Source organism: Salinivibrio sp. ML290, assembly GCF_001995695.1.
Taxonomy (GTDB): domain Bacteria; phylum Pseudomonadota; class Gammaproteobacteria; order Enterobacterales; family Vibrionaceae; genus Salinivibrio; species Salinivibrio siamensis.
Map to the genome: position 1 here is coordinate 105099 of NZ_MUEY01000009.1, position 25423 is coordinate 130521.

At 49.2% G+C, this 25423-nt stretch carries 43 protein-coding genes and 1 rRNA gene; 42 read left to right on the plus strand and 2 right to left on the minus strand.

Features of this window, described 5'->3' with window-relative positions; all coding sequences use genetic code 11:
• Nucleotides 1–4 precede the first annotated feature (4 nt).
• Nucleotides 5–208: a YheV family putative zinc ribbon protein gene (locus tag BZG23_RS10135; RefSeq protein WP_046074780.1), complete on the plus strand. Its 204-nt coding sequence runs from the start codon at nt 5–7 to the stop codon at nt 206–208.
• 50 nt (nt 209–258) lie between these two features.
• Nucleotides 259–750 (plus strand): peptidylprolyl isomerase, encoded by a 492-nt coding sequence (gene slyD / locus BZG23_RS10140; RefSeq protein WP_077606862.1) that lies wholly within the window; start codon nt 259–261, stop codon nt 748–750.
• A 52-nt stretch (nt 751–802) separates the two neighbouring features.
• Here slyD and BZG23_RS10145 read toward each other — a convergent pair whose 3' ends face one another.
• Complete coding sequence (locus BZG23_RS10145) at nt 803–1024, minus strand: SlyX family protein (RefSeq protein WP_077606863.1); 222 nt, start codon at nt 1022–1024, stop codon at nt 803–805.
• Nucleotides 1025–1036: 12 nt separating this feature from the next.
• Nucleotides 1037–2020 carry a WD40 repeat domain-containing protein gene (locus BZG23_RS10150; protein ID WP_077606869.1) on the minus strand — a complete coding sequence of 328 codons (984 nt, stop codon included), beginning with the start codon at nt 2018–2020 and terminating at the stop codon, nt 1037–1039.
• 126 nt (nt 2021–2146) lie between these two features.
• Here BZG23_RS10150 and fkpA point away from each other — a divergent pair, with 126 nt between their 5' ends.
• The 40 genes from fkpA to BZG23_RS10350 all read left to right on the plus strand — a co-directional run.
• On the plus strand, nt 2147–2929 hold the full coding sequence (fkpA, locus tag BZG23_RS10155) for an FKBP-type peptidyl-prolyl cis-trans isomerase (protein WP_077606864.1): 783 nt from the start codon (nt 2147–2149) through the stop codon (nt 2927–2929).
• A 159-nt stretch (nt 2930–3088) separates the two neighbouring features.
• Nucleotides 3089–3778 (plus strand): helix-turn-helix transcriptional regulator, encoded by a 690-nt coding sequence (locus BZG23_RS10160; protein ID WP_198532142.1) that lies wholly within the window; start codon nt 3089–3091, stop codon nt 3776–3778.
• Complete coding sequence (gene tusD / locus BZG23_RS10165) at nt 3775–4167, plus strand: sulfurtransferase complex subunit TusD (RefSeq protein WP_077606866.1); 393 nt, start codon at nt 3775–3777, stop codon at nt 4165–4167. The genes BZG23_RS10160 and tusD overlap by 4 nt, the downstream gene beginning before the upstream one ends.
• A 7-nt stretch (nt 4168–4174) precedes the next feature.
• Complete coding sequence (gene tusC / locus BZG23_RS10170; protein ID WP_077578270.1) at nt 4175–4531, plus strand: sulfurtransferase complex subunit TusC; 357 nt, start codon at nt 4175–4177, stop codon at nt 4529–4531.
• A 10-nt stretch (nt 4532–4541) separates the two neighbouring features.
• Nucleotides 4542–4832 carry a sulfurtransferase complex subunit TusB gene (gene tusB, locus BZG23_RS10175; RefSeq protein ID WP_158010016.1) on the plus strand — a complete coding sequence of 97 codons (291 nt, stop codon included), beginning with the start codon at nt 4542–4544 and terminating at the stop codon, nt 4830–4832.
• A 178-nt stretch (nt 4833–5010) separates the two neighbouring features.
• Nucleotides 5011–5385: a 30S ribosomal protein S12 gene (gene rpsL, locus BZG23_RS10180; protein WP_025673238.1), complete on the plus strand. Its 375-nt coding sequence runs from the start codon at nt 5011–5013 to the stop codon at nt 5383–5385.
• A 97-nt stretch (nt 5386–5482) separates the two neighbouring features.
• Nucleotides 5483–5953 (plus strand): 30S ribosomal protein S7, encoded by a 471-nt coding sequence (gene rpsG / locus BZG23_RS10185; RefSeq protein ID WP_025673237.1) that lies wholly within the window; start codon nt 5483–5485, stop codon nt 5951–5953.
• A 75-nt stretch (nt 5954–6028) separates the two neighbouring features.
• Nucleotides 6029–8125: an elongation factor G gene (gene fusA / locus BZG23_RS10190; protein WP_046074788.1), complete on the plus strand. Its 2097-nt coding sequence runs from the start codon at nt 6029–6031 to the stop codon at nt 8123–8125.
• A 100-nt stretch (nt 8126–8225) separates the two neighbouring features.
• Nucleotides 8226–9410, plus strand: coding sequence for an elongation factor Tu (gene tuf / locus BZG23_RS10195; protein ID WP_077578272.1), 1185 nt, complete (start codon nt 8226–8228; stop codon nt 9408–9410).
• Nucleotides 9411–9596: 186 nt separating this feature from the next.
• Entirely contained in the window at nt 9597–9788 is a 192-nt protein-coding gene (bfd, locus tag BZG23_RS10200; protein WP_046074828.1) for a bacterioferritin-associated ferredoxin, read from the plus strand.
• A 74-nt stretch (nt 9789–9862) separates the two neighbouring features.
• The gene (bfr, locus tag BZG23_RS10205) at nt 9863–10351 is read left to right on the plus strand and encodes a bacterioferritin (RefSeq protein WP_046074790.1); all 489 of its coding nucleotides are present in this window, start codon (nt 9863–9865) and stop codon (nt 10349–10351) included.
• Nucleotides 10352–10705: 354 nt separating this feature from the next.
• A complete protein-coding gene (rpsJ, locus tag BZG23_RS10210) occupies nt 10706–11017 on the plus strand; it encodes a 30S ribosomal protein S10 (protein ID WP_002541412.1) in 312 nt (103 codons plus the stop codon).
• 13 nt (nt 11018–11030) lie between these two features.
• The gene (gene rplC, locus BZG23_RS10215; RefSeq protein WP_077578274.1) at nt 11031–11660 is read left to right on the plus strand and encodes a 50S ribosomal protein L3; all 630 of its coding nucleotides are present in this window, start codon (nt 11031–11033) and stop codon (nt 11658–11660) included.
• Between the two features lie 16 nt (nt 11661–11676).
• Nucleotides 11677–12279 (plus strand): 50S ribosomal protein L4, encoded by a 603-nt coding sequence (gene rplD, locus BZG23_RS10220; RefSeq protein WP_046074792.1) that lies wholly within the window; start codon nt 11677–11679, stop codon nt 12277–12279.
• Complete coding sequence (gene rplW, locus BZG23_RS10225) at nt 12276–12578, plus strand: 50S ribosomal protein L23 (RefSeq protein WP_021024465.1); 303 nt, start codon at nt 12276–12278, stop codon at nt 12576–12578. Before rplD ends, rplW begins: the two co-directional genes overlap by 4 nt.
• A 19-nt stretch (nt 12579–12597) precedes the next feature.
• Nucleotides 12598–13422: a 50S ribosomal protein L2 gene (gene rplB, locus BZG23_RS10230; RefSeq protein WP_077578275.1), complete on the plus strand. Its 825-nt coding sequence runs from the start codon at nt 12598–12600 to the stop codon at nt 13420–13422.
• Nucleotides 13423–13442: 20 nt separating this feature from the next.
• On the plus strand, nt 13443–13721 hold the full coding sequence (gene rpsS, locus BZG23_RS10235; protein WP_021024467.1) for a 30S ribosomal protein S19: 279 nt from the start codon (nt 13443–13445) through the stop codon (nt 13719–13721).
• A gap of 10 nt (nt 13722–13731) precedes the next feature.
• Entirely contained in the window at nt 13732–14064 is a 333-nt protein-coding gene (rplV, locus tag BZG23_RS10240; protein ID WP_046074794.1) for a 50S ribosomal protein L22, read from the plus strand.
• Nucleotides 14065–14083: 19 nt separating this feature from the next.
• Complete coding sequence (gene rpsC / locus BZG23_RS10245; protein WP_046074795.1) at nt 14084–14773, plus strand: 30S ribosomal protein S3; 690 nt, start codon at nt 14084–14086, stop codon at nt 14771–14773.
• 11 nt (nt 14774–14784) lie between these two features.
• Nucleotides 14785–15195, plus strand: a complete 411-nt coding sequence (gene rplP, locus BZG23_RS10250; protein WP_021024470.1) for a 50S ribosomal protein L16 — start codon at nt 14785–14787, stop codon at nt 15193–15195.
• Nucleotides 15195–15386 carry a 50S ribosomal protein L29 gene (gene rpmC / locus BZG23_RS10255; protein ID WP_046074796.1) on the plus strand — a complete coding sequence of 64 codons (192 nt, stop codon included), beginning with the start codon at nt 15195–15197 and terminating at the stop codon, nt 15384–15386. Before rplP ends, rpmC begins: the two co-directional genes overlap by 1 nt.
• Entirely contained in the window at nt 15386–15640 is a 255-nt protein-coding gene (gene rpsQ / locus BZG23_RS10260) for a 30S ribosomal protein S17 (RefSeq protein ID WP_046074797.1), read from the plus strand. Before rpmC ends, rpsQ begins: the two co-directional genes overlap by 1 nt.
• A 160-nt stretch (nt 15641–15800) precedes the next feature.
• The gene (rplN, locus tag BZG23_RS10265) at nt 15801–16172 is read left to right on the plus strand and encodes a 50S ribosomal protein L14 (RefSeq protein ID WP_046074798.1); all 372 of its coding nucleotides are present in this window, start codon (nt 15801–15803) and stop codon (nt 16170–16172) included.
• A gap of 11 nt (nt 16173–16183) precedes the next feature.
• Entirely contained in the window at nt 16184–16498 is a 315-nt protein-coding gene (rplX, locus tag BZG23_RS10270; protein WP_021024474.1) for a 50S ribosomal protein L24, read from the plus strand.
• A gap of 15 nt (nt 16499–16513) precedes the next feature.
• Entirely contained in the window at nt 16514–17053 is a 540-nt protein-coding gene (gene rplE, locus BZG23_RS10275; protein WP_021024475.1) for a 50S ribosomal protein L5, read from the plus strand.
• 17 nt (nt 17054–17070) lie between these two features.
• A complete protein-coding gene (rpsN, locus tag BZG23_RS10280; protein WP_046074799.1) occupies nt 17071–17376 on the plus strand; it encodes a 30S ribosomal protein S14 in 306 nt (101 codons plus the stop codon).
• Between the two features lie 23 nt (nt 17377–17399).
• The gene (gene rpsH, locus BZG23_RS10285) at nt 17400–17792 is read left to right on the plus strand and encodes a 30S ribosomal protein S8 (RefSeq protein WP_046074800.1); all 393 of its coding nucleotides are present in this window, start codon (nt 17400–17402) and stop codon (nt 17790–17792) included.
• A gap of 13 nt (nt 17793–17805) precedes the next feature.
• Complete coding sequence (rplF, locus tag BZG23_RS10290; RefSeq protein WP_069362267.1) at nt 17806–18339, plus strand: 50S ribosomal protein L6; 534 nt, start codon at nt 17806–17808, stop codon at nt 18337–18339.
• A gap of 9 nt (nt 18340–18348) precedes the next feature.
• On the plus strand, nt 18349–18702 hold the full coding sequence (gene rplR, locus BZG23_RS10295) for a 50S ribosomal protein L18 (RefSeq protein ID WP_021024479.1): 354 nt from the start codon (nt 18349–18351) through the stop codon (nt 18700–18702).
• Nucleotides 18703–18714: 12 nt separating this feature from the next.
• Nucleotides 18715–19212: a 30S ribosomal protein S5 gene (gene rpsE / locus BZG23_RS10300; protein WP_046074803.1), complete on the plus strand. Its 498-nt coding sequence runs from the start codon at nt 18715–18717 to the stop codon at nt 19210–19212.
• Between the two features lie 6 nt (nt 19213–19218).
• Nucleotides 19219–19398 (plus strand): 50S ribosomal protein L30, encoded by a 180-nt coding sequence (gene rpmD, locus BZG23_RS10305; protein WP_046074804.1) that lies wholly within the window; start codon nt 19219–19221, stop codon nt 19396–19398.
• 4 nt (nt 19399–19402) lie between these two features.
• Nucleotides 19403–19837 carry a 50S ribosomal protein L15 gene (gene rplO, locus BZG23_RS10310; RefSeq protein ID WP_046074805.1) on the plus strand — a complete coding sequence of 145 codons (435 nt, stop codon included), beginning with the start codon at nt 19403–19405 and terminating at the stop codon, nt 19835–19837.
• 23 nt (nt 19838–19860) lie between these two features.
• Complete coding sequence (gene secY, locus BZG23_RS10315; RefSeq protein WP_046074806.1) at nt 19861–21186, plus strand: preprotein translocase subunit SecY; 1326 nt, start codon at nt 19861–19863, stop codon at nt 21184–21186.
• 27 nt (nt 21187–21213) lie between these two features.
• Nucleotides 21214–21327: a 50S ribosomal protein L36 gene (gene rpmJ, locus BZG23_RS10320; RefSeq protein WP_021024484.1), complete on the plus strand. Its 114-nt coding sequence runs from the start codon at nt 21214–21216 to the stop codon at nt 21325–21327.
• A gap of 146 nt (nt 21328–21473) precedes the next feature.
• The gene (gene rpsM / locus BZG23_RS10325) at nt 21474–21830 is read left to right on the plus strand and encodes a 30S ribosomal protein S13 (RefSeq protein WP_046074807.1); all 357 of its coding nucleotides are present in this window, start codon (nt 21474–21476) and stop codon (nt 21828–21830) included.
• An 18-nt stretch (nt 21831–21848) separates the two neighbouring features.
• A complete protein-coding gene (gene rpsK / locus BZG23_RS10330) occupies nt 21849–22238 on the plus strand; it encodes a 30S ribosomal protein S11 (protein ID WP_021024486.1) in 390 nt (129 codons plus the stop codon).
• Nucleotides 22239–22278: 40 nt separating this feature from the next.
• The gene (rpsD, locus tag BZG23_RS10335) at nt 22279–22899 is read left to right on the plus strand and encodes a 30S ribosomal protein S4 (protein ID WP_046074808.1); all 621 of its coding nucleotides are present in this window, start codon (nt 22279–22281) and stop codon (nt 22897–22899) included.
• Between the two features lie 23 nt (nt 22900–22922).
• Nucleotides 22923–23912 (plus strand): DNA-directed RNA polymerase subunit alpha, encoded by a 990-nt coding sequence (locus BZG23_RS10340; RefSeq protein WP_046074809.1) that lies wholly within the window; start codon nt 22923–22925, stop codon nt 23910–23912.
• A gap of 35 nt (nt 23913–23947) precedes the next feature.
• The gene (gene rplQ, locus BZG23_RS10345) at nt 23948–24334 is read left to right on the plus strand and encodes a 50S ribosomal protein L17 (RefSeq protein ID WP_046074810.1); all 387 of its coding nucleotides are present in this window, start codon (nt 23948–23950) and stop codon (nt 24332–24334) included.
• A gap of 657 nt (nt 24335–24991) precedes the next feature.
• Nucleotides 24992–25423: ribosomal RNA gene (locus tag BZG23_RS10350) — 16S ribosomal RNA — on the plus strand; the annotation flags it as partial.

Consider the following 25423-nt stretch of genomic DNA (forward strand, 5'->3'; position numbering starts at 1 on the left):
TGAAGTGAAAAAACGTTTCATTGCTGGGGCAGCATGCCCAGCGTGTCAACAACTCGATACGTTACGAGTATGGCGCGAAAATAATATTGACAAAGTAGAATGTGTCAGCTGCGATTATCATGATAGTCGGTTGCCTGATTCGGCACAACAGTCACACTCTGGTGCCGAGTCAGCAGAGAATGTCATTGGGATCTTTAAACCGGAGTAGGGGATCCGTTATCATCGGCAGTCCATTTACCTTCCGGTCTCGGAGCGAGCATGAAAATTGCAAAAGATGTGGTAGTCAGCCTGGCTTACCAAGTAAAAAATGAAGATGGTGCACTTGTTGACGAATCAACAGCACAAGAGCCTCTCCAATACCTGCACGGTCATCGTAACCTGATTGTAGGTCTTGAGAACGCGCTGGAAGGCCGCGAAAAAGGTGAGAGCTTTGACGTGACTGTAGGCCCAGACGAAGCCTATGGCGATTACCAAGAAGCCATGGTACAACGCGTACCGGCTAACGTATTCCAAGGCGTAGACCAAGTAGAAGTGGGCATGCGCTTTATGGCAGAAACGGACCAAGGCCAAATCCCGGTCGAAGTGACTGAAGTTGATGGTGAAGAAGTGGTAGTTGACGCTAACCATATGCTAGCCGGTCAAACCCTGTCTTTCTCTGTGGAAGTGGTTGACGTTCGCGAAGCGACAGAAGAGGAAGTGTCTCACGGTCATATTCACCAAGAGGGTGAAAGCTGTGGTCACGACCACTAAGACGGTCTCCGTCTGTGGTGAATGAAAGGCGCCGAATGGCGCCTTTTTCGTATCAGTAGTGCGGTGGCGGCGTTTCTTCTGCTTGGCTGGCAATGTTTTCCGGCTCTATGTTTTTTAATTTACTGACTAAGTATTGAATCTGTACCGTCATACGCTCAATGTCCCCCTGCTGCTGGGTTAACGCGCTGTTGAGCTGCTCGAGGGTGTCTTCTTGAAAAGCGACCTTATATTCCAGGTCGTCGATTTGTTGCTGTAACTTATCAATCTCACTCATACTGCTCTCTCGCTATTGCGCGTCGGTTAACCAAGCTTGGGCGATACCGGCGGATGTCCCGGAAATCACGCSCCCCGTGGGGTCGATAGCCACATCATACACGACTGCGCTCGGTGGGCGAGTGTCTGGTTGCGCCAAGGCTTGCCAGCGGCCGATGTTTTCACCGCTTTGTACGTCCCATAACTCGACCCGCTGTGAGGGGGTACCAGTGGCCAGTTGACGGCCGTCATCGGAAAAGCGGGCACTGGCGTAAATCGCTTGGCGAGCAAAAATATCCAACTCACTCACCTTATCTCCGCTCGGCAGAGCCCAAATTACCGCGCGGTTGCCGCCATCGGACACAAACCCATATTTCCCTTCTCGATGTAGCGCGACTTGCTTAACCCTTTGGTCGTACGCAAAGTCGTTAATAATCTGCCCCGAGTCGGTTTCCCAAAAGTAGGCATGATGGTCATTGCCACCGGAGAGTACGTACGCACCATTGGGCGAAATCGCCACGGCATTGACTTTATCGCGATGCGCCAGGAACTCTAAGCGCCTTCCCGTGCCTAAGTCGATGAATAATGCTTTGCCGTTAGACATAGCCAGCACCAATTTTTCACCATTGTTACTGATCGCGGCATCACGAATGATGCCGTCAGAAATGGACCAAAGCCCTTGAGACTGGCTCCAAGCCAGATCCCAAACGGCAAAGTTTTGTGCCGTGGCAGTAATGGCATAGCGTTTATTATCGGAAATATGGCTGACCACCACAGGGTTCGCATTGGGGTCTTGCGGCCCCAGCTCCGCTAATTGCTGATTGGTGACAAGATCCCACAGCACGATATCGGTTTCGTCCGAGGCGAGTAAGGCAAACCGGCCATCGCGGCTAAGGCTAAAGCTGGTGGCGCCTTCAGGGTGGATTGACCAGCGCTGGGCTTCTTTGCCAGACTGCCAACAGCCAAAAAGTGCGCTTAAAACAATAAAAATGCCAACAATGTGGCGGATTTTGGGCATCATACTTGAGTTCCAGAGTGTGCAGCCATATAACCACGAGTATATGGATAGAAACAGGCTTTCGCATGGTTGATGCGTCAGTAAGTACAATACGAGGATTAATCCTTACCATCAACGGAGTACCCAATGAAATCAGTAATGAAGATGTCGCTACTCGCGGCAACCGTTGCCTTTGCCGTCGGCTGTCAGCAAGAAGACGCAAAAGTAGAGCAAACCAACCAAGCGGCTGAACAAGCCGAAGCGGCGTTTGCGAACGAAGACGACAAAGCAGCCTACGCGATTGGCGCTTCTTTGGCACAGTATCTTAATGCCAACCTTGAACAGCAGGCTGAAATCGGCCTAGAGCTGGACAAAGAGGTGGTACTGCAAGGGGTGCAAGACGTCTTTAAAGGTGAGTCAAAATTGACGGACGAGCAAGCACAAGCGGCGCTGCAATCGCTTGATCAGCGTGTGACCAAGCTTGCGCAACAACAAGCAAAAGAAAAAGCAGAAGCGGCAATCGCCGATGGTGAAAAATACCGCTCCGAGTTTGCCCAAAAAGAGGGCGTGAAAGAAACGGATTCTGGGCTGTTGTACAAAGTTGACAGCATGGGTGAAGGCGAGAAGCCATCAGCAGAAGATACCGTTGTGGTCCATTACAAAGGTACCCTGACTGACGGCACGCAATTTGACAGCTCGTACGAGCGTGGTGAGCCGGCCACTTTCCCACTTAACCGTGTGATCCCAGGCTGGACTGAAGGGGTGCAATTGATGCCTGTGGGCTCTAAGTTTACCTTTGTTGTGCCGCCAGAGTTAGCTTATGGTGACCAAGACACCGCATCAATCCCTGCCAACTCAACCTTGGTGTTTGATGTTGAGTTACTTGAAATTAAAGATGATGCGAAAAAAGGCAGCGCGAGCGAAGGCTAAAACGCAGTGTCTTTAGCCGTGATACCAGCCCCGGCCTTGCCGGGGCTTTTTGCATTTCTAGATAGGAATTCTGTTAAACTGAGCGTAGAGCAATAAAGATAAACGGTCGAATAAGGATAGGCGTAAGTGGTACCGACAGAGGGTTTTGGCGCGAACATTATGACGGAAAGTGAGCTCATCGAGCCCAATCCACTCAATCAACAAGACAGCATTATATTGCAGTCCTACTCGGCTGTGGTCGATGGGCTAGCAGCCTTGATTGGTGAGCATTGTGAAATCGTGCTGCATGCATTGGACGATCTAAATAAATCGGCGATAAAAATTGCCAACGGCGAAAATACCGGGCGCCAGGTAGGCTCGCCCATCACTGACTTAGCGTTGCGTATGCTACGTGATATTGAGGGATCAGAGCGTAACTTTTCCCGCGCGTATTTTACCCGCGCCAAAAGTGGCACCCTAATGAAGTCGATCACGGTGGCTATCCGGAACGGAGATAACCGCATCATTGGGCTGTTATGTATCAACATCAATTTAGATGCCCCTTTTTCTCAGGTACTACAAGCCTTTATCCCAGATGATCAGGCCAAGCAGGCGGCCTCATCCGTTAACTTTGCCAGTGATGTGGAAGAGCTGGTGGATAAAACGGTCGAGCGAACCGTTGAAGAGGTGAACGCGGATAAGACAGTGTCTAACAATACCAAAAATCGCCAAATTGTCATGGCGCTCTATGATAAAGGGATTTTTGATATTAAAGACGCCATTAACCGGGTTGCCGCCCGGCTAAATATTTCCAAACACACTGTTTATCTCTATGTCAGACAGCGCAAAACCGAAGAGACAGAGTCATGAGTTTGCACTACGTGTTAGTGGTGACTGAGCCTGCTTATGGGTCACAGATGGCACGTACCGCGTATCAGTTTGCCTGTGCGGCGATTGAAGCAGGACATCAGGTCAGTAAGGTGTTCTTTTATCAAGACGGCGTGTTAAACGGCATGGCGACCACGGTGCCTGCCAACGATGAGTTTGATATGGTGACAGCATGGCAAACCCTCGCGCGAGATCATCAGGTGCAACTGGAAACGTGCGTGGCGGCGGCGCTGCGCCGTGGTGTGATCAGTGATCAGGAAGCGACACAACATGAGTTAGCGCAAAGCACCTTGGCCGCGGGGTTTTCACAAGCGGGGCTCGGAGCGCTAGCGGAAGCTTTATTGACCGCAGACCGCGTGATGCAGTTTTAAGGGGGATGTGATGCAAATAGGGTTTGTTTTTTCCTCGGCGCCTCACGGTCGCGCGAGCGGTCGAGAAGGGCTTGATGCGCTGCTTGCCGCGTCCGCCTTTTGTGACAACCTTGCGGTGTTTTTTATCGGCGACGGTGTCTTTCAATTACTTGAAGGGCAGCAACCGAGCCACATTTTGAGCCGCGACTATATTGCCAGTTTTAAAATGCTCCCTTTGTGTGATGTCGAAGCGATTTATGTCTGTCAGGCCTCGTTGACCGCACGAGGACTTGAGCAAGCCTCGACTGTGCTGCCAACTCAAGCGTTATCCGTCGAGCAAATCAAAACGCAGCTGTCAGGCTGCGATCGCATTTTACATTTTTAAGGAGAAGGCCGTGCTGCACCTGGTCAAACACTCACCATACAGCCGTCAAGCCTTGGCACAGTGCTTAGACTACGCGCCGTCAAACAGTGCGATTGTCTTGATCAGTGATGCCGTCGTCGCCGGGATGGCGGGGAGCGAGTGGGCAACCCGATTGTTTACCGAGACTCATGCTGTTTATTTGCTCAAAGATGATGTGGACGCACGAGGGCTAGGCGATACATTACACCCTCGTGCTGAGCTGATTGATATGCATCAATTGGTCGATTTGAGTGCTGAACATGTCACGCAAATGACATGGTAATCGGCTAGTCTTTGTCGCGTGTGAAAATCCCCCCGCGTGCTGTTCGAAAAACAAACAATGCAAAGATCTCTGTATAAATCTTGACACCCCATACCCCGACGCCTAAAATTTCGCGTCCCTGTTGTATTGGGGCTAGATTTTTCACACTTATACGTTAAGTAATATCAGGAGCTATTTAATGGCAACTATTAACCAGCTGGTCCGCAAGCCACGCTTGAAGCAAGTTGCGAAAAGCAACGTGCCTGCGTTGGAAGCGTGTCCACAAAAACGTGGTGTATGTACTCGTGTTTACACCACTACTCCAAAGAAACCAAACTCTGCACTGCGTAAAGTATGCCGTGTACGTTTGACCAATGGCTTTGAAGTCACCTCTTACATTGGTGGTGAAGGCCACAACCTGCAAGAGCACAGTGTTGTGCTTATCCGCGGCGGTCGTGTTAAAGACTTGCCGGGTGTGCGTTACCACACTGTTCGTGGCGCACTAGACTGTGCAGGCGTTAACGGCCGTAAACAAGGTCGTTCTAAGTACGGTGTGAAGCGTCCTAAGTCTTAATGGATTCCGTTAAGTAAGGCCAAACACTCAAACAATTGAATTTTGAAAAAACTGAAAAGTTTTGGATAAAACCTGAAGAAGACAACGGAGATAATCCATGCCACGTCGTCGCGTAATTGGTCAGCGTAAAATTCTTCCAGATCCTAAGTTCGGATCAGAATTGCTGGCAAAATTTGTAAACATCCTGATGGTTGACGGTAAGAAGTCAACTGCTGAAAAAATCGTTTATGGTGCACTAGACATCATGGCTGAGCGTTCTGGTAAAGAGCACTTGGCTGTATTCGAACAAGCTCTTGAAAACGTACGCCCAGCGGTCGAGGTTAAATCTCGCCGTGTAGGTGGTTCAACTTACCAAGTGCCAGTAGAAGTACGTCCTGTACGTCGTAACGCACTGGCTATGCGTTGGTTGGTTGAAGCCGCTCGTAAGCGTGGTGAAAAATCTATGGCTCAGCGCCTAGCAAGCGAGATGCTAGACGCGTCAGAAAACAAAGGTACTGCTGTTAAGAAACGTGAAGACGTTCACCGTATGGCAGACGCGAACAAAGCGTTCGCACATTACCGCTGGTAATGCCTTCATGGCGTGTCCCATTCGGGGCACGCCAAACCCATTTTCTAAGGTTAACCTTAGCAAGAGGATACTATTGTGGCTCGTAAAACCCCTATCGAGCGCTACCGTAACATCGGTATTTGTGCTCACGTAGACGCCGGTAAAACCACGACTACCGAGCGGATCCTGTTCTACACAGGTCTGTCACACAAAATCGGTGAGGTACACGACGGCGCCGCTACCATGGACTGGATGTCGCAAGAGCAGGAGCGTGGTATCACCATCACCTCAGCCGCGACCACGACTTTCTGGGCCGGTTCTGATCAGCAGTTCAAACAACACCGCGTAAACATCATCGACACCCCTGGACACGTTGACTTCACTATCGAAGTTGAGCGTTCTTTGCGTGTGCTTGATGGTGCGGTAGTTGTATTCTGTGGTTCATCAGGTGTTGAGCCTCAGTCTGAGACCGTATGGCGTCAGGCTGACAAATACGAAGTACCGCGTATGGTATTCGTGAACAAGATGGACCGTGCGGGTGCCGATTACCTGCGCGTGGTTGATCAAATCAAAAACCGTCTTGGCGCACATCCTGTGCCAATTCACTTGAACATTGGTGCAGAAGACCAGTTCAAGGGCGTCATTGACCTGATCAAAATGAAAGCGATCAACTGGAACGAAGAAGACATGGGTATGACTTATACCTATGAAGAAATTCCAGACGATCTGAAAGAGCAAGCAGAAGAATGGCACAACTACCTGGTTGAGTCTGCTGCGGAAGCCTCTGAAGAGCTGATGGACAAGTACCTTGAAGAAGGTGAGTTGTCTGAAGAAGAAATCAAGACAGCGCTGCGTCAGCGTACGCTTGACAACGAAATCGTACTGGCAACCTGTGGTTCTGCGTTTAAGAACAAAGGCGTTCAGGCAGTACTGGATGCGGTTATCGAATACTTGCCTTCACCGATTGACGTTAAGTCAATCAAAGGTGAAGACGAAGACGGTAACCCAATCGAGCGTCATGCAGACGATAAAGAACCGTTTGCATCACTGGCATTTAAGATTGCAACCGACCCATTCGTGGGCACGTTGACCTTTATGCGTGTTTACTCAGGCGTGGTTAACTCTGGCGACACTGTCTATAACTCAGTGAAGCAAAAGCGTGAGCGTTTGGGCCGTATCGTACAGATGCACTCGAACAAGCGTGAAGAGATCAAAGAAATCCGTGCCGGTGACATCGCTGCTGCGGTTGGTCTGAAAGACGTGACCACGGGTGACACCCTATGTGCAATGGATTCAAAAGTAATCCTAGAGCGCATGGAATTCCCAGATCCAGTTATCCAAATCGCGGTTGAGCCTAAGTCTAAAGCTGACCAAGAGAAAATGGGTATCGCGCTAGGTAAACTGGCGGCAGAAGATCCATCTTTCCGTGTTGAGTCTGACGAAGAGTCTGGCCAGACCCTGATTTCTGGTATGGGTGAGCTTCACCTAGACATCATCGTTGACCGTATGCGTCGCGAATTTAACGTTGAGTGTAACGTTGGTAAGCCTCAGGTCGCTTATCGCGAAACCATCCGTGGTAGCACCAAAGTTGAAGGTAAGTTCGTTAAGCAGTCTGGTGGTCGTGGTCAGTACGGTCACGTATGGCTGAAAATCGAACCATCAGAGCCAAACGAAGGCTTTGTCTTTGTTGACGAAATCGTTGGTGGTGTGGTTCCACGTGAATACATCAGCTCTGTTGCTAAAGGTATCGAAGAGCAGATGGCCAACGGTGTACTCGCTGGCTATCCGGTACTTGACGTTAAGGCAACCTTGTTCGATGGTTCTTACCACGATGTTGACTCTAACGAAATGGCGTTTAAGATCGCCGCATCAATGGCATTCAAGAAAGGTGCACACGACGCGCAGCCTGTTATGCTTGAGCCAATGATGAAGGTTGAAGTAACCACGCCAGAAGAGTGGATGGGTGACGTTGTCGGTGACTTGAACCGTCGTCGTGGCCTGATTGGTGGTATGGATGAAGGCCCAGCGGGTCTGAAGATCGTACGTGCCCAGGTTCCACTGTCTGAAATGTTCGGTTACGCTACTGACCTACGTAGTGCAACACAAGGCCGTGCATCTTACTCGATGGAATTCAGCGAGTACGGTGAAGTGCCTAAGAACATCGCTGACGCCCTGATCGCAGAGCGTAGCTAATTATTTTGGTCCAGATGCCGACATCATGGTCGGCATCAAACACTGACTTCTGAGTTACTAGGCCAAGCCCTTTAACTCACAACTAGGAAGGAAGACGATCGTGTCTAAAGAAAAATTTGAACGTACGAAAACGCACGTTAACGTTGGTACTATCGGCCACGTTGACCATGGTAAAACTACGCTGACCGCAGCTATCTGTACTGTACTTGCAAAAGTACACGGCGGTGCTGCTCGTGACTTCGCGTCAATCGATAACGCACCAGAAGAGCGTGATCGTGGTATCACCATCGCAACGTCTCACGTTGAGTACGATACGCCAAACCGTCACTACGCACACGTTGACTGCCCAGGACACGCTGACTATGTGAAAAACATGATCACCGGTGCTGCGCAAATGGACGGTGGTATCCTGGTTGTTGCTGCAACTGATGGCCCAATGCCACAGACGCGTGAGCACATCCTACTAGGCCGTCAGGTTGGTATTCCAAACATCATCGTGTTCATGAACAAATGTGACATGGTTGATGACGAAGAGCTGCTTGAGCTGGTTGAAATGGAAGTACGTGAGCTACTTTCAGAGTACGACTTCCCAGGTGACGACTGCCCAGTAATCCAAGGTTCAGCGCTAGGTGCCCTGAACGGTGAAGAGCAGTGGGAGCAGAAGATCGTTGAGCTATCTGAAGCGCTGGATTCTTACATCCCAGAGCCAGAGCGTGCGATCGACAAGCCGTTCATCCTGCCAATCGAAGACGTATTCTCAATCCAAGGCCGTGGTACCGTAGTAACTGGCCGTGTTGAGCAAGGCATCATCACTGTTGGTGACGACGTTGAAATCGTAGGTATGAAAGAGACTGCGAAAACAACATGTACCGGTGTTGAGATGTTCCGTAAGCTTCTAGACGAAGGCCGTGCGGGTGAGAACGTTGGTGTTCTTCTGCGTGGTACTAAGCGTGACGAAGTTGAGCGTGGCCAAGTACTGGCTAAGCCTGGTTCAATCACTCCGCACACCAAGTTCGAGTCAGAAGTATACGTACTGGGCAAAGACGAAGGCGGCCGTCATACTCCGTTCTTCAAAGGCTATCGTCCACAGTTCTACTTCCGTACAACTGACGTAACCGGTACTATCGAGCTGCCAGAAGGCGTTGAGATGGTAATGCCTGGTGACAACATCAAGATGGTTGTTGAGCTGATCGCACCTATCGCGATGGACGAAGGCCTACGTTTCGCTATCCGTGAAGGTGGCCGTACTGTAGGCGCGGGTGTTGTTGCTAACATCATCGCTTAATTTGATAGACGTCTTGTCTTATCAATCAAAGGGAGCGCACTGCGCTCCCTTTTTGTTTGCCCTATCTTTCGCCATCCCTTGATTCAAATGAGTTAGTCATCAATAACCAAGCGTTATATAAAAAAACTTTACCTCAAAGGCAATGCAAACTATTCTCGTTATAGTTCAGGTTATGAGATCGCTAAGATGTTAGTTTGTATTTGCCACAGCGTGTCGGATAAGACCATTAAGCATTGGGTGCGCCAACAAGGTGTCACTAGCATCCGTGAGTTACGCCAGCTGACGCCTCTGGGGTCGCAATGTGGTAAATGTGTACGTCAAGCCAAAGAGGTGATATACGACGAGAGCCAACTTATCACGCTACAAAAAGCCAGTTAACCTGCCGTCAATATTTGACAGCCTCCTTATGGGTTCTACATTTGTTAGGTAGAACCCATAAGGAGGCTTTTGCCATGAAAGGCGATCCAAAATCGATAGCGTTTCTCAACACGGTACTCGGCAACGAACTGATTGCGATTAATCAGTACTTTCTGCATGCGCGCATGCTCAAAGACTGGGGCTTAAAAGTCATCGCGGATAAAGAATATGAAGAGTCCATTGATGAGATGAAACATGCGGACAAGCTTATTGAGCGTATTTTATTTTTGGAAGGGACGCCCAATTTGCAAGATTTAGGCAAGTTACGCATTGGTGAAGATACACAAGAAATCTTCGAGTGTGATTTGGCGCTAGAGATGCAAGCGCACGAAGACTTGAAAGAAGCCATTGCTTACACCGAAAGCATCCGCGATTTCGTGTCACGAGACTTGTTCCAATATATTCTCGATGATGAGGAAGAGCACATTGATTGGCTCGAAACCCAGCTGGGTCTGATTGATAAAGTGGGTATCGCCAACTACAACCAAGCACAGATAATCGAAGACGCCAGCGACAAAGCCTAAGGCGGCGCTCAACGTAGTAAGATAGAAAAACGCACCCAATCGGGTGCGTTTTTGTTTGGGCTTATTTTTTAACCAAGGCTTGCAAAGCTATCGCGCATCGGTATAATGCCCGGCACTGCTTAAGTCATTGCGACTTCCGACGCAGTTGTGAACCAATGAGCATCGAGGAATGGAACAGTAAACTGTTCGTTTAATGTATACTCCGCTTATGTTCGCAGTCATAGAATAATGGCTGACAATGTGCCTAATTTTGGCACTACGGTTTCACATAAATTAATCGGCATTCCCTCGTCTTGATGAGGTGGAATGGCGATATTGTTTGTGTAAATATTTTAGAATTTGGAGCTCTGTCTCATGCAGAACCAACGTATCCGTATCCGCCTTAAGGCGTTCGATCATCGTTTGATCGATCAGTCTACAGCGGAAATCGTTGAAACCGCTAAGCGCACTGGCGCACAGGTTAAGGGACCAATCCCTCTACCTACTCGTAAAGAGCGCTTCACCGTTCTTATTTCTCCGCACGTAAACAAAGACGCACGTGACCAGTACGAAATTCGTACTCACAAACGTCTGATCGACATCGTTGAGCCAACAGATAAAACTGTTGACGCTCTGATGCGTCTTGACCTTGCTGCGGGCGTTGATGTTCAAATCAGCCTGGGTTAAGGGGGAGTAGATAATGATTGGTCTAGTCGGTCGTAAAGTCGGTATGACTCGTATCTTCAACGAAGATGGCGTTTCTATCCCGGTAACCGTAGTTGAAGTTGAAGCTAACCGTGTTGCGCAGGTGCGTAAGCCTGAAGTTGACGGTTATGCCGCAATTCAAATCACTACAGGCGAGAAGAAAGCAAGCCGTGTTAATAAGGCACAAGCTGGTCACTTTGCGAAAGCAGGTGTTGAAGCAGGCCGCGGTTTGTGGGAATTCCGTCTGGAAAATGGCGAAGAGTTCGAAGTTGGCGCTGAGCTAAACGTCGATCTTTTCTCTGAAATCAAAAAAGTAGACGTTACTGGCACGTCAAAAGGTAAGGGCTTCCAAGGCGGCGTTAAGCGTTGGAACTTCCGTACTCAAGACATGAGCCACGGTAACTCTTTGTCTCACCGTGCGCCTGGTTCTATCGGTCAATGTCAGAGCCCAGGTCGCGTATTCAAAGGCAAAAAAATGGCAGGTCACATGGGTGCTGAGCGTGTAACGACTCAAAACCTAGAGATCGTACGTGTTGACGCTGAGCGCAATCTGCTTCTTATTAAAGGTGCAGTCCCAGGTGCGACAGGTGGCAACGTGATCGTTAAACCAGCCGTTAAAGCGTAACGTCGAGGAGATAGTAATGGAATTGGTAGTCAAAGGCGCCGACGCGCTAACTGTTTCCGAAACTACCTTCGGGCGTGAATTCAACGAGTCCCTGGTTCACCAGGTAGTCGTTGCATACGCAGCTGGTGCCCGTCAAGGTACTCGCGCTCAGAAAACTCGTTCAGACGTGTCTGGTGGCGGTGCTAAGCCATGGCGTCAGAAGGGTACTGGTCGCGCCCGTGCAGGTACAATCCGCAGCCCAATCTGGCGCAGCGGTGGTGTCACTTTCGCAGCACGTCCTCAGGACCATGCTCAGAAAGTAAACAAAAAGATGTACCGTGGTGCTCTGAAGAGCATCCTGTCAGAGCTGGTTCGTCAAGAGCGTTTGATCGTTGTTGATAACTTCTCTGTTGAAGCACCAAAAACTAAAGAGCTTGTCGCTAAGCTGAAAGAGCTTGAGCTGAACGATGCTCTGATCGTCACTGCCGAAGTTGATGAGAACCTGTTCCTTGCCGCACGTAACCTGTACAAGGTTGACGTACGCGATACAGATACCATCGACCCAGTTAGCTTGATCGCTTTCGACAAAGTCGTGATGACTGCTGATGCAGTTAAACAAGTTGAGGAGATGCTGGCATGATCACTGAAGAGCGTATCCTAAAAGTTCTGCGTGCTCCGCACATCTCTGAAAAAGCGACGATGGCCGCTGAAAACAACAACACTGTTGTATTCAAAGTAGCCAAAGAAGCAACTAAAAAAGAGATCAAAGCGGCAGTTGAAAAACTGTTCGAAGTTGAAGTGAAGTCTGTTCGTACTCTTCTCGTTAAGGGTAAGACCAAACGTCAAGGTATGCGTGAAGGCCGTCGTAGCGACTGGAAAAAAGCGTATGTTGCCTTGAAAGAAGGTCAGGACATCGACTTCGTTGGCGGCGCTGAGTAAGACGGAGGAGTAAAAGCAAATGGCTATTATCAAATGTAAGCCGACTTCACCGGGTCGTCGTCACCTTGTTAAAGTGGTTAACCATGATCTGTACAAAGGTAAACCATATGCACCACTGCTAGAGAAAAACTCTAAGTCTGGTGGTCGCAATAACAACGGTCGAATCACAGTGCGTCACATCGGTGGTGGTCACAAGCATCATTACCGTGTAATTGACTTTAAACGTACTAAAGACGGTATCCCAGCGAAAGTTGAGCGTCTCGAGTACGATCCGAACCGTAGTGCAAACATCGCGCTTGTACTGTATGCGGACGGTGAACGTCGTTACATCATCGCACCAAAAGGCCTAAAAGCCGGTGATCAGATCCAATCTGGTGCAGATTCAGCTATCAAGGTAGGTAACACCCTGCCAATGCGTAACATCCCAGTGGGTTCTACTATCCACAATATCGAGCTTAAGCCTGGTAAAGGTGGTCAGTTAGCTCGTTCTGCGGGTGCCTATGCGCAAATCGTAGCTCGTGACGGCGCGTACGTCACACTCCGCCTGCGCAGCGGTGAAATGCGTAAGGTTCTTGCTGAAGGTCGTGCGACTCTTGGTGAAGTGGGTAACTCTGAGCACATGCTACGCGAACTGGGTAAAGCCGGTGCCGCGCGCTGGAAAGGCGCACGTCCAAGCGTACGTGGTGTTGCAATGAACCCGATTGACCACCCACACGGTGGTGGTGAAGGCCGTACCTCAGGTGGTCGTCATCCAGTATCACCTTGGGGTATGCCAACTAAAGGCTTCAAGACCCGTAAGAACAAACGTACCGACAAGTACATCGTACGTCGTCGTAACAAGTAATTATTATCAGAGGATAAGCCATGCCACGTTCTCTCAAGAAAGGTCCTTTTATTGACCTGCACTTGCTGAAGAAGGTAGAGAAAGCGGTGGAAAGCGGTGACAAGAAGCCTTTAAAGACTTGGTCCCGTCGTTCAATGATCATCCCACAGATGATCGGATTGACCATCGCTGTCCATAATGGTCGTCAGCACGTACCCGTTTTCGTTTCTGAAGAAATGATCGGTCACAAGCTGGGCGAGTTTGCACCAACACGTACTTATCGCGGCCATGCTGCTGATAAGAAAGCTAAGAAGCGTTAAGGGGTAAGAAATGGAAGCTATTGCTAAACATCGCTTTGCTCGTATCTCGCCTCAAAAAGCACGTTTGGTTGCGGATCAAGTGCGCGGTAAAGACGTAGCACAAGCACTGGAACTACTGACTTTCAGCAACAAAAAAGCTGCTGACCTGGTTAAGAAAGTGTTGGAATCTGCTATTGCAAACGCCGAGCATAACGAAGGTGCGGATATCGACGATCTAAGCGTCGCCAAAGTCTTCGTTGATGAAGGCCCAATCATGAAGCGTATTATGCCTCGTGCAAAAGGCCGTGCCGATCGCATCTTGAAGCGTTCTAGCCACATCACTGTTGTTGTAGCAGACCGCTAAGAGACGAGGAGATAAAGCAATGGGTCAAAAAGTACATCCTAATGGTATTCGTCTTGGCATTGTTAAGCCTTGGAATTCCACTTGGTTTGCTAATAACCAAGATTTCGCTGACAACCTAGACGGCGACTTTAAGGTACGTCAGTTCTTGAACAATGAACTGAAAAAAGCGTCAGTCTCTCGCATCGTTATCGAGCGTCCTGCTAAGAGTGTTCGTGTGACTATTCACACTGCACGTCCTGGTGTGGTTATCGGTAAGAAAGGTGAAGATGTTGAGAAGCTGCGCGCTCACGTTGCAAAACTAGCCGGTGTACCAGCGCAAATCAACATCGCTGAAGTACGTAAGCCTGAGCTAGATGCGCAACTTGTTGGCGACAGCATCGCATCACAGCTAGAGCGCCGTGTTATGTTCCGTCGTGCGATGAAGCGCGCGGTACAAAACGCTATGCGCCTAGGTGCCAAAGGTATCAAAGTAGAAGTAAGCGGCCGTCTTGGCGGCGCTGAAATCGCTCGTACCGAGTGGTACCGTGAAGGCCGTGTGCCACTGCACACCCTTCGTGCTGACATTGATTACGCAACTTCTTCTGCTCACACCCAGTACGGTGTAATCGGCATTAAAACCTGGATCTTCAAAGGTGAGATCCTAGGTGGAATGGCTGAAGTTGAGCAAAAGGCTGACAAGCCGAAGAAGCAGCGTAAAGGCCGTAAGTAAGGAGTCTATCGATGCTTCAACCAAAACGTACTAAGTTCCGCAAGACTTTTAAAGGTCGTAACCGCGGTCTGGCGCACGGTACTGACGTAAGCTTCGGTACCTATGGCCTGAAAGCTGTTGGTCGCGGTCGTATCACTGCGCGTCAAATTGAGGCGGCTCGTCGTGCGATGACTCGTCACATTAAACGTCAAGGCCAAATCTGGATTCGTGTCTTCCCTGACAAACCAATTACTGGTAAGCCGTTGGAAGTTCGTATGGGTAAGGGTAAAGGTTCAGTAGATTACTGGGTTGCCCAAATCCAACCAGGCAAGGTCCTGTACGAAATGGATGGTGTTCCTGAATCACTGGCTCGCGAAGCGTTTGAATTAGCTTCACGTAAGCTACCGATCAAAACCACTTTCGTAACTAAGGCGGTGATGTGATGAAAGCACAAGAACTACGTGAAAAGACTGCTGAGCAGCTGAACGAAGAGCTAATGGGTCTGCTACGTGAGCAGTTTAACCTGCGCATGCAAGCGGCTACTGGCCAACTTCAGCAAACTCACACTCTTAAAGCTGTTCGTCGCGATATCGCACGTGTAAAAACCGTACTGACTGAGAAGGCTAACGCATAATGAGCGAGAACATCCGCACTCAGCAAGGTCGCGTTATCAGCGACAAAGGCGATAAAACTATCGTCGTTGCTATCGAGCGTTTTGTGAAACACCCAATCTACGGTAAGTACATTAAGCGCACGAGTAAGCTACATGTACACGATGAATCAAACCAGTGTAACCAAGGTGACACTGTCGAGGTTCGTGAGTGTCGTCCAATCTCTAAGCAAAAGTCTTGGACATTGGTTCGCGTTGTTGAAAAATCACGCATCTAAGCGATTTTTCATACAATAATAAGTCAAACGGCTCTCATTTGGGGGGCCGTTTATTTTTTATCTACCCATCTGGTCAAAATAGTGTTATTATTCGCCGCCCTTGTAAAAAGGCAGCCCGACCCGAGATGGGTCTAGATGTAATAACAGCGGAGCACTAACAATGATCCAAATGCAAAGTATGCTGGACGCAGCCGACAACTCCGGCGCTCGCAGTGTAATGTGTATTAAGGTTCTGGGTGGCTCTCACCGTCGTTACGCCCACGTTGGCGACATCATCAAAGTTACCGTTAAGGATTCAATCCCACGCGGTAAAGTGAAAAAAGGTGATGTGCTTAAGGCGGTGGTAGTTCGCACCCGTAAAGGCGTACGTCGTCCAGACGGCTCTGTCATTCGCTTCGACCGCAATGCTTGCGTGTTGTTGAACAACACGAACGAGCAACTAGTCGGCACACGTATCTTTGGCCCTGTGACACGCGAACTTCGTACTGAGAAGTTCATGAAAATTGTGTCTCTGGCGCCTGAAGTTCTGTAAGGAGCGATCTCATGGCAGCTAAAATCCGTCGTAACGACGAAGTTATCGTTCTTGCCGGTAAAGACAAAGGCAAGAAAGGTAAAGTATCTAAGGTTCTACCGACCGGTAAAGTTATCGTTGAAGGTATTAACCTCGTGAAGAAACACCAGAAGCCGGTTCCGGCTCTGGGCACTCAAGGTGGCATCGTTGAACAAGAAGCCGCTATTGACGTTTCAAACGTGGCTATCTTTAACGCAGCTGCTGGTAAAGGTGACCGTGTAGGCTTCCGATTTGAAGACGGCAAAAAAGTGCGTTTCTTCAAGTCGAATGGCGAAACTATTAAGTAATTCTGGAGTAGTACAATGGCGAAACTGCATGATTACTACAAAGAGACAGTTGTAGCTGAGCTATCTAAGCAATTTGGTTACAAAAGCATCATGCAAGTCCCAGGGATCGAAAAGATCACCCTTAACATGGGTGTGGGCGAAGCTCTGAACGACAAAAAACTGCTTGAAAACGCAGCAGCTGATATGACCGCAATTTCTGGTCAAAAGCCGCTGATCACTAAAGCACGTAAATCAGTCGCAGGCTTCAAGATCCGTGAGGGCTACCCAATTGGTTGTAAAGTAACCCTACGTGGCGAGCGTATGTGGGACTTCTTTGAGCGTTTGATCGCTATCGCAGTTCCTCGTATCCGTGACTTCCGTGGTCTGAACCCGAAAGCGTTCGACGGTCGCGGTAACTACAGCATGGGCGTTCGCGAGCAAATCATCTTCCCTGAGATTGACTACGACAAAGTCGATCGTATCCGTGGTCTTGATATTACTATCACTACCACCGCAGGTACAGATGAGGAAGGTCGAGCTCTGCTGGCTGCCTTTAACTTCCCATTCCGTAAGTAAGGTGAAGGGTTACTGTTATGGCTAAAAAATCGATGAAAGCACGTGATGTAAAACGTGCGAAGCTCGCAGCCCGTTATGCTGAAAAGCGTGACAACCTGCGTGCGACCATTAAGAATGTTAACACGTCAGACGAAGAGCGTTGGGACGCAGTCCTGAAGCTTCAGTCGCTACCACGTGATTCTGCGAAGTCTCGTCAGCGTAACCGCTGTAACCAGACTGGTCGTCCACATGGCTACCTACGCAAATTCGGCCTAAGCCGAATCAAGGTTCGTGAAGCTTGCATGAAAGGCGAGATTCCGGGTCTGCGTAAGGCAAGCTGGTAATTGAATCACGGGAGTAAAGACTTATGAGCATGCAAGATCCGATCTCGGATATGCTGACCCGCCTACGCAACGGTCAGGCAGCAAAGAAAGTTGCTGTTAAAATGCCTTCGTCAAAGCTAAAAGTGGCAATTGCTGAGCTACTAAAAGCAGAAGGTTACGTGGCTGACGTCGCAGTAAACAGCGACGCAAAGCCTGAACTGGAAGTGACGTTGAAATACTTCGAATCTAAACCAGTTATCGAGCAAATCCAACGTGTTAGCCGTCCAGGCCTGCGCATCTACAAAAAGAAAGATGAGTTGCCTTCAGTGATGGGTGGCCTTGGTATTGCTGTTGTATCAACTTCGAAAGGTTTGATGACCGATCGCGCAGCTCGCAAAGCGGGTCTGGGCGGTGAAATCATCTGCTACGTAGCTTAATAAGGAGTAGGAAATGTCTCGTGTTGCAAAAGCACCTGTCGTAGTTCCTGCCGGCGTAGAGGTGAAACTTAACGGTCAGGAAATCACTGTAAAAGGAAGCAAAGGCGAACTTAGCCGCACGCTTCACGATATGGTGTCAGTAAACCAAGAAGAGAACACCATTACCTTCGCACCAAGTGTGGAGCACGCTAAAGCATGGGCTCATGCTGGCACCGCGCGCGCACTAGTTAACAGCATGGTTGTTGGTGTTACAGAAGGCTTTACCAAGAAACTGATCCTGAAAGGTGTTGGTTACCGTGCAAACGTTGCAGGTAACAAACTTAACCTGACACTTGGTTTCTCTCACCCGGTTGAGCACGCTCTGCCAGAGGGTGTTAAGGCAGAATGCCCAAGCCAAACTGAAATTGTTATCAGCGGTGCTGATAAACAAGCAGTTGGCCAGGTGGCTGCTGATATTCGCGCATACCGCAAGCCAGAGCCTTATAAAGGCAAAGGCGTTCGTTACTCTGACGAAGCTGTGCGTACTAAAGAAGCTAAGAAGAAGTAAGGTAACACTATGGATAAGAAAGCATCTCGTATCCGTCGTGCGACCAAAGCACGACGCAAGATCGCGGAAATGGGTGCGACTCGCCTGGTGGTACACCGTACTCCACGTCATGTGTACGCACAGGTTATCGCTGGTAACGGCGCGGAAGTTATCGCAGCCGCTTCTACCGTAGAAAAAGCGATCCGTGAGCAAGTGAAGAGCACCGGTAACAAAGACGCCGCTGCAGCCGTGGGTAAGATCATTGCTGAGCGAGCGAAGGAAAAAGGCATCGAAGCCGTTGCTTTTGACCGTTCCGGTTTCCAATACCACGGCCGTGTGGCTGCACTGGCAGATGCTGCCCGTGAAGCTGGTCTGAAATTCTAAGGTAGGTGGAAGATGGCTAACGATAAACAACAAAGTGATTTGCATGAGAAGCTGATCGCTGTAAACCGTGTATCTAAAACGGTTAAAGGTGGTCGCATCTTTACCTTCACTGCCCTGACTGTGGTAGGTGATGGTAACGGTCGCGTAGGTTTCGGTTACGGTAAAGCCCGTGAAGTACCTGCTGCGATCCAAAAATCAATGGAAAAGGCGCGTCGTAACATGATTACTATCGCGCTGAAAGACGGTACTCTGCACCACGCTGTTAAAGGCCGCCACACTGGTTCAAAAGTGTACATGCAGCCAGCATCAGAAGGTACAGGTATCATCGCCGGTGGTGCGATGCGTGCCGTGCTTGAAGTAGCAGGCGTTCAAGACGTTCTGGCGAAAGCATACGGTTCGACCAACCCAATCAACATCGTTCGTGCAACGATTGATGGTCTGGGTGGTACGAAGTCTCCAGAGATGGTAGCTGCGAAACGTGGCATGCCTGTCAACGAAATTCTGGGGTAATACGACATGGCTAAGACAATTAAAGTAACTCAGACTCGTAGCGCTATCGGCCGCTTGCCGAAGCACAAAGCGACCCTGCGTGGCTTGGGCCTACGTCGCATCAACCACACTGTTGAACTTGAAGACACACCGTGCGTGCGCGGTATGATCAACAAAGTCAACTACATGGTTAAAGTGGAGGAGTAATCACATGCGTTTGAATACTCTATCTCCGGCTGCAGGCTCAAAGCCTTCTGCGAAGCGTGTAGGCCGTGGTATTGGTTCAGGCCTGGGTAAAACCGGTGGCCGTGGTCACAAAGGTCAGAAATCACGTTCAGGTGGTTCAGTACGCCCAGGTTTCGAAGGCGGTCAAATGCCTTTGAAACAGCGTCTGCCAAAATTCGGTTTTACTTCGCGTAAAGGCCTCACTTCTGCTGAAGTTCGTCTCGGCGAGCTGGCAAAAGTTGAAGGTGACGTGGTAAGCCTTGAAACACTGAAAGCAGCGAATGTTATCGCACAAGACACTCGTACGGCGAAAATCGTACTGTCTGGCGAAATCGCTCGCTCAGTGACCGTGAAAGGTGTTCGTGTCACTAAAGGCGCTAAAGCGGCAATCGAAGCTGCAGGCGGTAAAATCGAGGAATAATTTAGCTCGAGGACGAGGTACAGATGGCAAAACAACCAGGACAAAACTTCAGTAGTGCAAAAGGCGGAGTCGCGGAGCTAAAAAGCCGCCTACTTTTTGTAGCAATGGCATTATTGGTATTCCGTGCCGGCTCTTTTGTGCCAATTCCTGGTATTGACGCTGCTGTACTTGCCGATCTGTTCGAACAGCAACAAGGGACCATCATTGACTTGGTTAACATGTTCTCTGGTGGTGCCCTTGAGCGTGCTTCGATACTGGCACTGGGCATTATGCCGTATATTTCGGCGTCGATTATTGTTCAGTTATTGTCAGTGGTTCACCCCGCATTAGCGGAGTTGAAAAAAGAGGGCGAATCTGGCCGTCGTAAGATCAGTCAGTATACCCGCTACGGCACGCTGGTGTTGGCAACTTTCCAAGCAATTGGAATCGCGACTGGGTTACCGAGTATGATGCCAGGTCTGGTGATTAATCCAGGTCCTGCGTTTTACTTTACTGCGGTTGTCAGTTTGGTCACAGGTACCATGTTCTTAATGTGGTTAGGTGAGCAAATTACGGAACGTGGTATAGGTAACGGTATCTCGCTGATCATTTTCACCGGGATTGTCGCGGGTCTGCCACCCGCAATTGGACAGACAATAGAGCAAGCGCGTCAAGGCGACATGTCTCCGCTTCTCTTGCTAGGTATCGCAGTGATCGTATTGGCGGTCGTCTACTTTGTGGTCTTTATGGAACGTGGTCAACGTCGTATCGTCGTTAACTACGCCAAGCGGCAACAAGGTCGCCGTGTCTTTGCAGCGCAAAGCACGCACCTGCCACTTAAGATCAACATGGCAGGCGTTATTCCTGCGATTTTTGCATCAAGTATTATTTTGTTCCCTGGCACGCTTGCTAACTGGTTTGGTAAGGGTGATCAAACAAGCTGGCTAACCGATGTGTCATTGGCACTGAGTCCGGGGCAACCAGCGTACGTAATACTTTATGCGGCAGCGATTATCTTCTTCTGCTTTTTCTATACAGCGTTGGTGTTTAACCCGCGAGAAACAGCAGATAATTTGAAGAAGTCAGGAGCGTTCGTACCTGGTATTCGCCCGGGTGAGCAGACTGCTAAATACATTGATAAAGTAATGACACGGTTAACCCTCGCAGGTGCCATGTATATTACCTTTATCTGTCTGATCCCCGAGTTCATGATGATTGCGTGGGATGTCCACTTCTACTTTGGTGGTACATCACTACTCATCGTAGTAGTCGTAATCATGGACTTTATGGCTCAAGTTCAGACTCATTTGATGTCTCAACAATATGAGTCCGTGTTGAAAAAAGCCAACCTCAAAGGCTACGGCCGCTAATAGGTTGTCTATTTACGGAGTTTAGCAATGAAAGTTCGTGCTTCCGTTAAGAAAATCTGCCGTAACTGTAAAGTGATCAAGCGTAACGGTACCGTTCGTGTGATCTGCAGTGAGCCAAAGCACAAGCAGCGCCAAGGCTAATAGCAGAATATTTTTCTTGCAAAATGAGGTCAGGCTGGCTACATTAGCCAGCCCACCTTTTGTATGTGCAAAAGAAGTGGTTATGCCGCTGCGTATCCTCGACGGGCTCTGCAGCGGTTCTACTTGAAAAGTACTAGGAGTGAATAGTGGCCCGTATAGCAGGCATTAACATTCCTGATCAAAAGCATGCTGTTATCGCATTGACTGCGATTTACGGCGTCGGCAAAACCACCTCTCAAGCTATTTTAGCTGATGCAGGTATTGCTGAAAGCACTAAGATCAGTGAACTATCAGAAGAACAGATCGACCAATTGCGTGACGGTGTCGCTAAGTACACCGTAGAAGGCGATCTACGTCGTGAAATTTCCATGAACATCAAGCGTCTTATGGACCTTGGTTGTAACCGCGGTATTCGTCATCGTCGCAGCTTGCCACTACGTGGTCAGCGTACGAAGACCAATGCTCGTACCCGTAAGGGTCCGCGCAAGCCGATCAAGAAATAATCGGGGTAGATAAGTACTATGGCTAAACAAGCAACTCGTGCACGCAAACGCGTACGCAAGCAAGTCGCTGATGGCGTCGCGCACATTCATGCGTCTTTCAATAACACAATCGTGACGATTTCTGACCGTCAAGGCAACGCTCTGGCATGGGCGACCGCCGGTGGTTCAGGTTTCCGTGGCTCTCGTAAGTCAACTCCATACGCTGCGCAGGTTGCTGCAGAGCGTTGTGGTGAAATGGCAAAAGAGTACGGCCTGAAAAACCTCGAAGTGATGGTTAAAGGTCCAGGTCCAGGTCGCGAGTCTACTATTCGTGCCTTGAACGCAGCGGGCTTCCGCATCACTAACATTGTTGATGCGACGCCAATCCCGCATAACGGTTGTCGTCCACCTAAGAAACGCCGCGTTTAATACGCACTAGCGCTGTTTCTTAGAATATTGGAGAAAGATCATGGCAAGATATTTGGGTCCTAAGCTGAAGCTTAGCCGTCGCGAAGGCACTGACTTATTCCTTAAGTCAGGCGTACGCGCGATTGATACCAAGTGTAAAATCGATAACGTCCCAGGCGTTCACGGTCAGCGTCGCGGCCGTCTGTCTGACTATGGCGTTCAGCTTCGCGAGAAGCAAAAAGTACGTCGTATGTACGGCGTAATGGAAAAGCAGTTCCGTAACTACTACAAAGACGCTGCCCGCATCAAGGGTAATACAGGTGAGAACCTGCTTCAGCTTCTTGAAGGTCGCCTAGACAACGTAGTTTACCGCATGGGCTTTGGCGCAACTCGCGCTGAATCACGTCAGCTGGTAAGCCACAAAGCGATCCTAGTTAACGGCAAAGTAGTTAACGTACCTTCTTTCAAGGTTTCGGCAAACGACGTGATTAGCATTCGCGAGAAAGCTAAGAACCAGGCGCGTATCAAAGCAGCTCTAGAAGTTGCCGCTCAACGCGAACTGCCAACTTGGATCGAAGTAGACAGCAAGAAGATGGAAGGCACATTCAAGCGCCTACCAGAGCGTTCTGATTTGTCTGCTGACATCAACGAACACCTGATCGTCGAGCTTTACTCTAAGTAAAGCTGAACTAAAGAGAGGACATAATGCAGGGTTCTGTAACAGAATTTCTTAAGCCGCGTCTAGTTGATATTGAACAAGTTAGCTCGACGCACGCAAAAGTAACTCTTGAACCTCTAGAGCGTGGTTTTGGCCATACTCTGGGGAATGCGCTACGTCGTATCCTACTTTCATCTATGCCAGGCTGTGCGGTGACGGAAGTTGAAATTGACGGCGTATTGCACGAGTACAGCACCAAAGAAGGGGTTCAGGAAGATATCCTGGAAATCCTACTTAACCTTAAAGGCCTAGCCGTTAAGGTTGAGGGTAAAGATGAAGTTATCCTTACTCTGACCAAGTCTGGTGCAGGCCCTGTTGTTGCAGGCGACATCACCCATGATGGTGGTGTTGAGATTGCGAACCCAGAACACGTTATCTGCCACCTGACTGATGCAAGCGCTGAAATTAGCATGCGTATCAAGGTAGAACGTGGTCGTGGCTATGTACCAGCGTCTGCGCGTATCGATAGCGAAGACGACGAGCGTCCAATCGGTCGCCTACTTGTTGACGCAACGTTCAGCCCAGTAGATCGCATTGCTTACAAAGTGGAAGCAGCGCGTGTCGAACAGCGTACTGACCTCGACAAGCTGGTCATCGATATGGAAACTAACGGTACACTGGATCCTGAGGAAGCGATTCGCCGTGCGGCAACCATCCTAGCAGAACAGCTAGATGCGTTTGTTGACCTGCGCGATGTACGTGTCCCTGAGGAGAAAGAAGAGAAGCCAGAGTTCGATCCGATCCTACTGCGTCCTGTAGACGATCTTGAACTAACTGTTCGCTCTGCTAACTGTTTGAAAGCAGAAGCGATTCACTATATCGGTGATCTGGTACAGCGTACCGAGGTTGAGCTTCTGAAAACGCCAAACCTTGGTAAGAAGTCTTTGACTGAAATTAAAGACGTGCTGGCATCACGTGGTCTGTCTCTAGGTATGCGCCTAGAAAACTGGCCGCCAGCATCTATTGCTGAAGATTAATCAGAGACTGATTATTTAGTTAGAAGGATTAGGTCATGCGCCATCGTAAGAGTGGTCGTCAACTCAATCGCAACAGCAGCCATCGTAAAGCGATGTTCAGCAACATGGCTAGCTCGCTGGTAACTCACGAAGTTATCAAAACAACTTTGCCGAAGGCAAAAGAGCTGCGTCGCGTCATTGAACCGTTGATTACCTTAGCTAAAAACGACAGTGTTGCTAACCGTCGTGTAGCATTCGCTCGTACTCGTAACGACGAAGTCGTAGCGAAACTGTTTAATGAACTCGGCCCACGTTTTGCTTCACGTGCTGGCGGTTACACTCGCATTCTGAAATGCGGTGTTCGCTCTGGTGATAAAGCCCCAATGGCTTACATCGAGCTTGTTGATCGCCCAGAGCAAGACGCTGAGCAAGCTGCAGAATAAGTTTTATTACTTATAAGCAGCACCCAGAAAAGCCAGGCAACTCGCCTGGCTTTTTCTTTATCTAGCCTAGGCTTGTATAGGGCAAAATCCCTGATAGGTTTCCGATGCTTGTCTCCTTTCATACAAGAGGTCGGGGTACAAAGAACAAAATTTGCAGCATAAATGACAATTTTTAATGCTTAGGAAGCAAAACGAGGTTTAATTGACCAAAAAAGGCGATATCGGACAAAAATAGACCGCTTAGGGAAAAACAAACAATTAATGATTGACGGATGTCACAAACGCTTTAGAATGCCGCCCTACTTAACGCAGATAGCGCGTTAGGGGAGTCAAAAAGAGGTTTTATTTCACCCGGCGGGTTGAAAATAAAAGATAAARTTTCTTCTTGACTTTAACGGCAAGGCGCGTAAGATACGCAGCCCTGACCAAGCGAAGCRCAGCTTCGCAWCGTCAAYGCTCTTTAACAATTTGACCTATGCAATCTGTGTGGGCACTCGTTGAGAATAGACAAAAAGATTTATTCGATGAACTGAGTGACCAAGCGACAACTTTAATAGTTGTTCGGCACAGTCAATTCGTTTGTCTCGTAAGAGACGAACAAAACAGTATTTATCGAGCCGTTTGTCTTTCCTTTTAGGAAAGCAAACACCAAAACTTAAATTGAAGAGTTTGATCATGGCTCAGATTGAACGCTGGCGGCAGGCCTAACACATGCAAGTCGAGCGGAAACGGCAGTATTGAAGCTTYGGTGGATTTACTGGACGTCGAGCGGCGGACGGGTGAGTAACGGCTGGGAACCTGCCCTGACGAGGGGGATAACCGTTGGAAACGACGGCTAATACCGCATAATGTCTACGGACCAAAGGTGGCCTCTACATGTAAGCTATCGCGTTGGGATGGGCCCAGTTAGGATTAGCTAGTTGGTAAGGTAATGGCTTACCAAGGCGACGATCCTTAGCTGGTTTGAGAGGATGATCAGCCACACTGGGACTGAGACACGGCCCAGACTCCTACGGGAGGCAGCAGTGGGGAATATTGCACAATGGGGGAGACCCTGATGCAGCCATGCCGCGTGTGTGAAGAAGGCCT

Excerpts from the sequence above, each read along its gene's own strand:
- rpsN (WP_046074799.1), top strand. The coding sequence starts at position 17,071 with ATGGCTAAAAAATCGATGAAAGCACGTGATGTAAAACGTGCGAAGCTC.
- rpsJ (WP_002541412.1), top strand. The coding sequence starts at position 10,706 with ATGCAGAACCAACGTATCCGTATCCGCCTTAAGGCGTTCGATCATCGT.
- fkpA (WP_077606864.1), top strand. The coding sequence starts at position 2,147 with ATGAAATCAGTAATGAAGATGTCGCTACTCGCGGCAACCGTTGCCTTT.
- rpmC (WP_046074796.1), top strand. The coding sequence starts at position 15,195 with ATGAAAGCACAAGAACTACGTGAAAAGACTGCTGAGCAGCTGAACGAA.
- BZG23_RS10160 (WP_198532142.1), top strand. The coding sequence starts at position 3,089 with ATGACGGAAAGTGAGCTCATCGAGCCCAATCCACTCAATCAACAAGAC.
- rpmJ (WP_021024484.1), top strand. The coding sequence starts at position 21,214 with ATGAAAGTTCGTGCTTCCGTTAAGAAAATCTGCCGTAACTGTAAAGTG.
- rplN (WP_046074798.1), top strand. The coding sequence starts at position 15,801 with ATGATCCAAATGCAAAGTATGCTGGACGCAGCCGACAACTCCGGCGCT.
- rpmD (WP_046074804.1), top strand. The coding sequence starts at position 19,219 with ATGGCTAAGACAATTAAAGTAACTCAGACTCGTAGCGCTATCGGCCGC.
- rpsH (WP_046074800.1), top strand. The coding sequence starts at position 17,400 with ATGAGCATGCAAGATCCGATCTCGGATATGCTGACCCGCCTACGCAAC.
- rplX (WP_021024474.1), top strand. The coding sequence starts at position 16,184 with ATGGCAGCTAAAATCCGTCGTAACGACGAAGTTATCGTTCTTGCCGGT.
- BZG23_RS10145 (WP_077606863.1), bottom strand. The coding sequence starts at position 1,024 with ATGAGTGAGATTGATAAGTTACAGCAACAAATCGACGACCTGGAATAT.
- rplD (WP_046074792.1), top strand. The coding sequence starts at position 11,677 with ATGGAATTGGTAGTCAAAGGCGCCGACGCGCTAACTGTTTCCGAAACT.
- rpsS (WP_021024467.1), top strand. The coding sequence starts at position 13,443 with ATGCCACGTTCTCTCAAGAAAGGTCCTTTTATTGACCTGCACTTGCTG.
- rpsD (WP_046074808.1), top strand. The coding sequence starts at position 22,279 with ATGGCAAGATATTTGGGTCCTAAGCTGAAGCTTAGCCGTCGCGAAGGC.
- tusD (WP_077606866.1), top strand. The coding sequence starts at position 3,775 with ATGAGTTTGCACTACGTGTTAGTGGTGACTGAGCCTGCTTATGGGTCA.
- bfr (WP_046074790.1), top strand. The coding sequence starts at position 9,863 with ATGAAAGGCGATCCAAAATCGATAGCGTTTCTCAACACGGTACTCGGC.
- secY (WP_046074806.1), top strand. The coding sequence starts at position 19,861 with ATGGCAAAACAACCAGGACAAAACTTCAGTAGTGCAAAAGGCGGAGTC.
- rplC (WP_077578274.1), top strand. The coding sequence starts at position 11,031 with ATGATTGGTCTAGTCGGTCGTAAAGTCGGTATGACTCGTATCTTCAAC.
- rplQ (WP_046074810.1), top strand. The coding sequence starts at position 23,948 with ATGCGCCATCGTAAGAGTGGTCGTCAACTCAATCGCAACAGCAGCCAT.
- rplV (WP_046074794.1), top strand. The coding sequence starts at position 13,732 with ATGGAAGCTATTGCTAAACATCGCTTTGCTCGTATCTCGCCTCAAAAA.
- rplW (WP_021024465.1), top strand. The coding sequence starts at position 12,276 with ATGATCACTGAAGAGCGTATCCTAAAAGTTCTGCGTGCTCCGCACATC.
- rpsQ (WP_046074797.1), top strand. The coding sequence starts at position 15,386 with ATGAGCGAGAACATCCGCACTCAGCAAGGTCGCGTTATCAGCGACAAA.
- rplO (WP_046074805.1), top strand. The coding sequence starts at position 19,403 with ATGCGTTTGAATACTCTATCTCCGGCTGCAGGCTCAAAGCCTTCTGCG.
- rpsL (WP_025673238.1), top strand. The coding sequence starts at position 5,011 with ATGGCAACTATTAACCAGCTGGTCCGCAAGCCACGCTTGAAGCAAGTT.
- rpsC (WP_046074795.1), top strand. The coding sequence starts at position 14,084 with ATGGGTCAAAAAGTACATCCTAATGGTATTCGTCTTGGCATTGTTAAG.
- rplB (WP_077578275.1), top strand. The coding sequence starts at position 12,598 with ATGGCTATTATCAAATGTAAGCCGACTTCACCGGGTCGTCGTCACCTT.
- rplP (WP_021024470.1), top strand. The coding sequence starts at position 14,785 with ATGCTTCAACCAAAACGTACTAAGTTCCGCAAGACTTTTAAAGGTCGT.
- bfd (WP_046074828.1), top strand. The coding sequence starts at position 9,597 with ATGTTAGTTTGTATTTGCCACAGCGTGTCGGATAAGACCATTAAGCAT.
- rpsK (WP_021024486.1), top strand. The coding sequence starts at position 21,849 with ATGGCTAAACAAGCAACTCGTGCACGCAAACGCGTACGCAAGCAAGTC.
- slyD (WP_077606862.1), top strand. The coding sequence starts at position 259 with ATGAAAATTGCAAAAGATGTGGTAGTCAGCCTGGCTTACCAAGTAAAA.
- rplR (WP_021024479.1), top strand. The coding sequence starts at position 18,349 with ATGGATAAGAAAGCATCTCGTATCCGTCGTGCGACCAAAGCACGACGC.
- rplF (WP_069362267.1), top strand. The coding sequence starts at position 17,806 with ATGTCTCGTGTTGCAAAAGCACCTGTCGTAGTTCCTGCCGGCGTAGAG.
- rplE (WP_021024475.1), top strand. The coding sequence starts at position 16,514 with ATGGCGAAACTGCATGATTACTACAAAGAGACAGTTGTAGCTGAGCTA.
- rpsG (WP_025673237.1), top strand. The coding sequence starts at position 5,483 with ATGCCACGTCGTCGCGTAATTGGTCAGCGTAAAATTCTTCCAGATCCT.
- rpsE (WP_046074803.1), top strand. The coding sequence starts at position 18,715 with ATGGCTAACGATAAACAACAAAGTGATTTGCATGAGAAGCTGATCGCT.
- BZG23_RS10340 (WP_046074809.1), top strand. The coding sequence starts at position 22,923 with ATGCAGGGTTCTGTAACAGAATTTCTTAAGCCGCGTCTAGTTGATATT.